The sequence below is a fragment of the Streptomyces sp. genome (assembly GCF_035563135.1).
Taxonomy (GTDB): domain Bacteria; phylum Actinomycetota; class Actinomycetes; order Streptomycetales; family Streptomycetaceae; genus Streptomyces.
Genome location: NZ_DATMVN010000219.1, coordinates 1 through 4,343, shown reverse-complemented (window position 1 = coordinate 4,343; position 4,343 = coordinate 1). Strand labels below are relative to the sequence as shown.

The 4,343-nt window shown below is 73.8% G+C and carries 5 protein-coding genes; all 5 read right to left on the bottom strand.

Annotated elements, in window-relative coordinates; genetic code table 11:
* Window positions 1-391, bottom strand: a 391-nt coding sequence (locus tag VN520_RS09765) for a glycosyltransferase family 4 protein (RefSeq protein ID WP_325746473.1), incomplete at its 3' end; no start/stop codon positions are given.
* Between the two features lie 173 nt (window positions 392-564).
* On the bottom strand, window positions 565-2,310 hold the full coding sequence (gene recN / locus VN520_RS09760) for a DNA repair protein RecN (protein ID WP_325746472.1): 1,746 nt from the start codon (window positions 2,308-2,310) through the stop codon (window positions 565-567).
* Window positions 2,311-2,393: 83 nt separating this feature from the next.
* Complete coding sequence (locus tag VN520_RS09755; protein WP_325746471.1) at window positions 2,394-3,317, bottom strand: NAD kinase; 924 nt, start codon at window positions 3,315-3,317, stop codon at window positions 2,394-2,396.
* Window positions 3,314-4,129 carry a TlyA family RNA methyltransferase gene (locus VN520_RS09750; RefSeq protein WP_325746470.1) on the bottom strand — a complete coding sequence of 272 codons (816 nt, stop codon included), beginning with the start codon at window positions 4,127-4,129 and terminating at the stop codon, window positions 3,314-3,316. Before VN520_RS09750 ends, VN520_RS09755 begins: the two co-directional genes overlap by 4 nt.
* 7 nt (window positions 4,130-4,136) lie before the next feature.
* Window positions 4,137-4,343: hypothetical protein (locus VN520_RS09745; protein WP_325746469.1), on the bottom strand; the 207-nt coding region annotated here is incomplete at its 5' end.

Genomic DNA, 4,343 nt, shown 5'->3' with positions numbered 1-4,343 from the left:
CCGCGCGGGCGGCCCTCCGCTCCAGCAGCCGCAGCAACCGGCCGCGGGCGCCCTCGGCATGGGCGCGGGTGTGCCAGGTCACCACCAGCGGGGTGCTCCGGCCGCTGAGAGCGATCCCGGCGCGTACGGCGGCGTGCAGCCCGTGGGCGTGGACGATGTCCGCCCCGGCGCAGGCGGTACGGAGTGCGGCGACGGCCGCGGGGTCACTGCGCCGGGGCACCGCGACGAAACGGGCACCCGTGGCGTGGAGGCCGTGGGCGCGGCCGGAACCCGCCGGAGCGCAGACGGTGACCTGCACGCCCCTGGCGACCAGGCCCGCGGCGAGCGAGCTGACATGAGCGCTGCTTCCGGCACCGCCGCCCAGGACTTGGACCGTACGCAGCTGTGACACGTTGGATGACTCCCCGGGGATCCCGAGTCGGTGGAATGTACAGCGCCAAGAATGCCAGCCCGTACGCACGTTCCGGGACCGCCGAAACGTTGTTCCCGTCCTCACGCCGGGGACGGGACGGCCCACCCCACCCGTACGAGTGAGGCGGGCGGCCCAGAATTGACCGTCGGGAGCTATCCGTCGGCCCGAGCGGTCTCCAGCAGTTCCTCCGCGTGCGCCCGGGCGGTCTCCGAGTCCTCCTGCCCGGCGAGCATCCGGGAGAGCTCCCGCACCCGGTCCTCGCCCTCCAGGACCGTGACGCCGCTCCTGGTCACCGAACCGTCCACCGTCTTCTCGACCAGCAGCTGCCGGTCGGCGAAGGCCGCCACCTGCGGCAGGTGGGTGACCACGACGACCTGAGCGGTCCTGGCGAGCTTCGCCAGCCGCCGGCCGACCTCGACGGCCGCCTTGCCGCCGACACCCGCGTCGACCTCGTCGAAGAGGTACGTCGGCACGGGATCGGAACCCGCGAAGACCACCTCGACGGCGAGCATCACCCGGGACAGCTCACCGCCCGAGGCACCCTTGGCGATCGGCCGGGGCTGGGCACCGGGGTGCGGCGCCAGCAGGAGCTCCACCTCGTCGGCGCCCGACGGCCCGTAGAGCACGCTCCGGCCGCCGATGTCGATGCCGGACTCCTCGTCCGGCGCCTCGGTCTGCCGGATGGCGAAGGAGACCCGGGCGTGCGGCATGGCGAGCGACGCCAGTTCCTCCGTGACGGCCGCGGCGAAGCGGGCCGCCGCCTCCGTCCGCGCGTCGGTCAGCTCCTGTCCGAGGACGGAGAGCTCGCTGCGGAGCGCGTCGCGCTCCGCCGTCAGTTCACCGATGCGGTCGTCGTCGCCCTCCAGCTCGGCCAGCCGGGAAGCGCCGTCCTCGGCCCAGGCGAGCACGGAGGTGATGTCCTCGCCGTACTTGCGGGTGAGCGCGGTGAGCGCGGCACGCCGCTCCTCCACCGCGGCGAGCCGCAGCGGGTCGGCGTCCAGCTGGTCGGCGTACCCGGCGAGCTCACCGGCGACGTCGGCGAGCAGGATCGAGATCTCCCCGATCCGGTCGGCGAGCGCGGCCAGGGCGGGGTCGTGCGCCCGCACGGCGTCCAGGGACCGTCCGGCGGCGGCGACCACCGTGGTGGCGTCCACGCCCTCCTGGTCCTCCGGATCGCCCGCGAGCGCCGCATGGGCGAGGGCGGCGGCGGAGGCGAGCGCCTCGGCGTGGCCGAGCCGCTCGGCCTCCGCGGCGAGCTCGGTGTCCTCACCGGGGAGCGGCTCCACGGCGGCGACCTCGTCGAGGCCGAAGCGCAGCAGGTCCGCTTCCTGGGCGCGTTCCCTGGCCCGGGTGGTCAGCTCGTCGAGTTCCGTGACGACGGCGCGCAACCGCCGGTAGGCCGCCGCGTACTTGGTGTGCGGGCCCTCCACACCGCCCCCGGCGTAACGGTCCAGGGCCTGGCGCTGCCGCGAGGGCTTGAGCAGTCCCTGCTGGTCGGTCTGGCCGTGCACGGCGACGAGCTCGTCGGCGAGTTCGGCGAGCACTCCCACGGGCACGGATCTGCCCCCGAGATGGGCGCGGGAGCGCCCTTCCGCCGAGACGGTACGGCTGATGAGCAGCGCACCGTCCTCGATCTCGCCCCCGGCCTCCTCGGCGCGTACCGCCACCGCGTCGCCCCGGGACACCGTGATCCGCCCCTCGACGACCGCGGCCTTGGCGCCGATCCGCACCAGGGCGGGGTCGGCGCGCCCGCCGAGCAGCAGCCCGAGGCTCGTGACGACCATGGTCTTGCCCGCGCCGGTCTCACCCGTCACCGCGGTGAAACCGGGTGACAGCTCCACCACCGCGTCGTCGATGACTCCGAGCGACCGTATCCGCATCTCCTCCAACACGGACATGACCTTACGAGGTCCGGGGCCCGGTGTGCGACGGGCCCCGGTCGCGGATTCACTCACGCGGGTGTGAGCAGCACCCCCGGAAATCAGTGCGGAGCACCCCGCCAGCCCTGGACGGGCAGCGCGAACTTGGCCACCAGACGGTCGGTGAACGATGCCTGGTGCAGTCGCGCGAGACGTACGGGCACGGCGCCGCGCCGCACCTCCACCCTGGCCCCCGCGGGCAGCTCGACGGTCCGGCGCCCGTCGCACCACAGCACCCCGTGCGGGGTGTGCGGCTGGACCTCCACGGCCAGCACGGAGTCGGGCGAGGTCACCAGCGGCTTGGCGAACAGCGCGTGGGCGCTGATCGGCACCATGAGCAGGGCCTCGACCTCCGGCCAGACGACGGGGCCGCCCGCGGAGAAGGCGTACGCGGTCGACCCGGTCGGAGTGGCGCAGACGATCCCGTCGCACCCGAAGCCGGTCACCGGGCGGCCGTCGATCTCCAGGACGACCTCGAGCATCCGCTCGGGCGAGACCTTCTGGACGGCGGCCTCGTTCAGCGCCCAGTCGGTGTGCACGACATCGCCGTTGCTGTGCACGACGACGTCGAGCGTCATCCGCTCCTCGACCTGGTAGGCGCGGGTGACGACCCGGTCGACCACCTGGTCGAGGTCGTCGCGTTCGGCCTCGGCGAGGAAGCCGACCCGTCCGAGGTTGACACCGAGCATCGGTACGCCGGAGGCGCGGGAGATCTCGGCGCCGCGCAGCAGCGTCCCGTCCCCGCCGAGCACGATCAGCAGTTCGCAGCCGTCCACAGCTGCGGGGGTCGCGTCGGTGACCGTCATCACGGACGACGGCAGCGGCAGGTCCTGCGCCTCCACGGCGAGCACCCGGACGCCGATGCCGTGGCGCAGCAGGCCCTGGACGACGAGCTCGGCGCTGCGGATCGCGGCCGGGCGGCCGGTGTGCGCCAGCAGGAAGACGGTGCGTTCCGCGTTCCCGGATTGTGCCGCATGCGTCGTCAACGGGGCCCCTCCGCCACTGCACGGTCGACGTCTGCGGGATCCAGCTCAGGTGCGCCGGCCCGCAGCCACAGAAAGTACTCGACATTTCCCGACGGGCCGGGCAGCGGGCTCGCCGTGACGCCCTGGACGCCGAGGCCCAGCAGACCGGCCCGGCGCGCCACCTCCCGTACCGCTTCGGCCCGCAGCTCGGGGCTGCGGACCACTCCGCCGCTGCCGAGGCGCTCCTTGCCCACCTCGAACTGCGGCTTGACCATGAGCACCAGGTCGGCGTCGGGGGCGGCGCAGCGCGCGAGGGCGGGCAGCACCAGACCGAGCGGGATGAACGACAGGTCACCCACCACCAGGTCCACCTCCTCGCCGTCGATCTGCTCCACCGTCAGCTCACGTACGTTGGTACGGTCCTTGACGGTGACGCGTTCATCGGACTGCAGTGACCAGGCGAGCTGCCCGTAGCCGACGTCCACGGCCACGACGTGGCCGGCGCCGGCGCGCAGCAGCACGTCGGTGAAGCCTCCGGTGGAGGCCCCCGCGTCCAGTGCCCGCCGCCCCTCGACCTTCAGCCCCAGGGGCGCGAAGGCGGCGAGGGCGCCCGCGAGTTTGTGCCCGCCGCGCGAGACGTACTCGGGGTCGCTGTCGTCCTTGACGACGACGACGGCCGCACTGGTCTCGACCTGGGTGGCGGGCTTGGTCGCGGTGTTCCCGCCGACGGTCACCCGCCCCGCTGCGATCAGCTGGCTCGCGTGTTCGCGCGAGCGGGCGAGCTTGCGGCGTACCAGCTCGGCGTCGAGACGGCGACGTGCCACTCCTGCCACGTTCGGTTCAGCTCCTGAGGTCGTGCGCGGGCGTCGGTGCGGGTGCGGGCCGCGCGTCCAGCGCGGCCAGTTCGTCACGCAGCCCACGGTGTACATCCTCGTACACCTCGGTGTGGCCGTCCGCCGCGAGGTGGTCCGCTTCGGCCAGCCGCTCCAGCCGCGCGTCGACGCCGGCGTGCCCGGTGGGGGTGCGTGCGACACCGAGGGGCGCGGG

What these genes read in the sequence shown, in the direction of transcription:
- recN (WP_325746472.1), bottom strand. Translation starts at nt 2,310, where the DNA reads ATGTCCGTGTTGGAGGAGATGCGGATACGGTCGCTCGGAGTCATCGAC.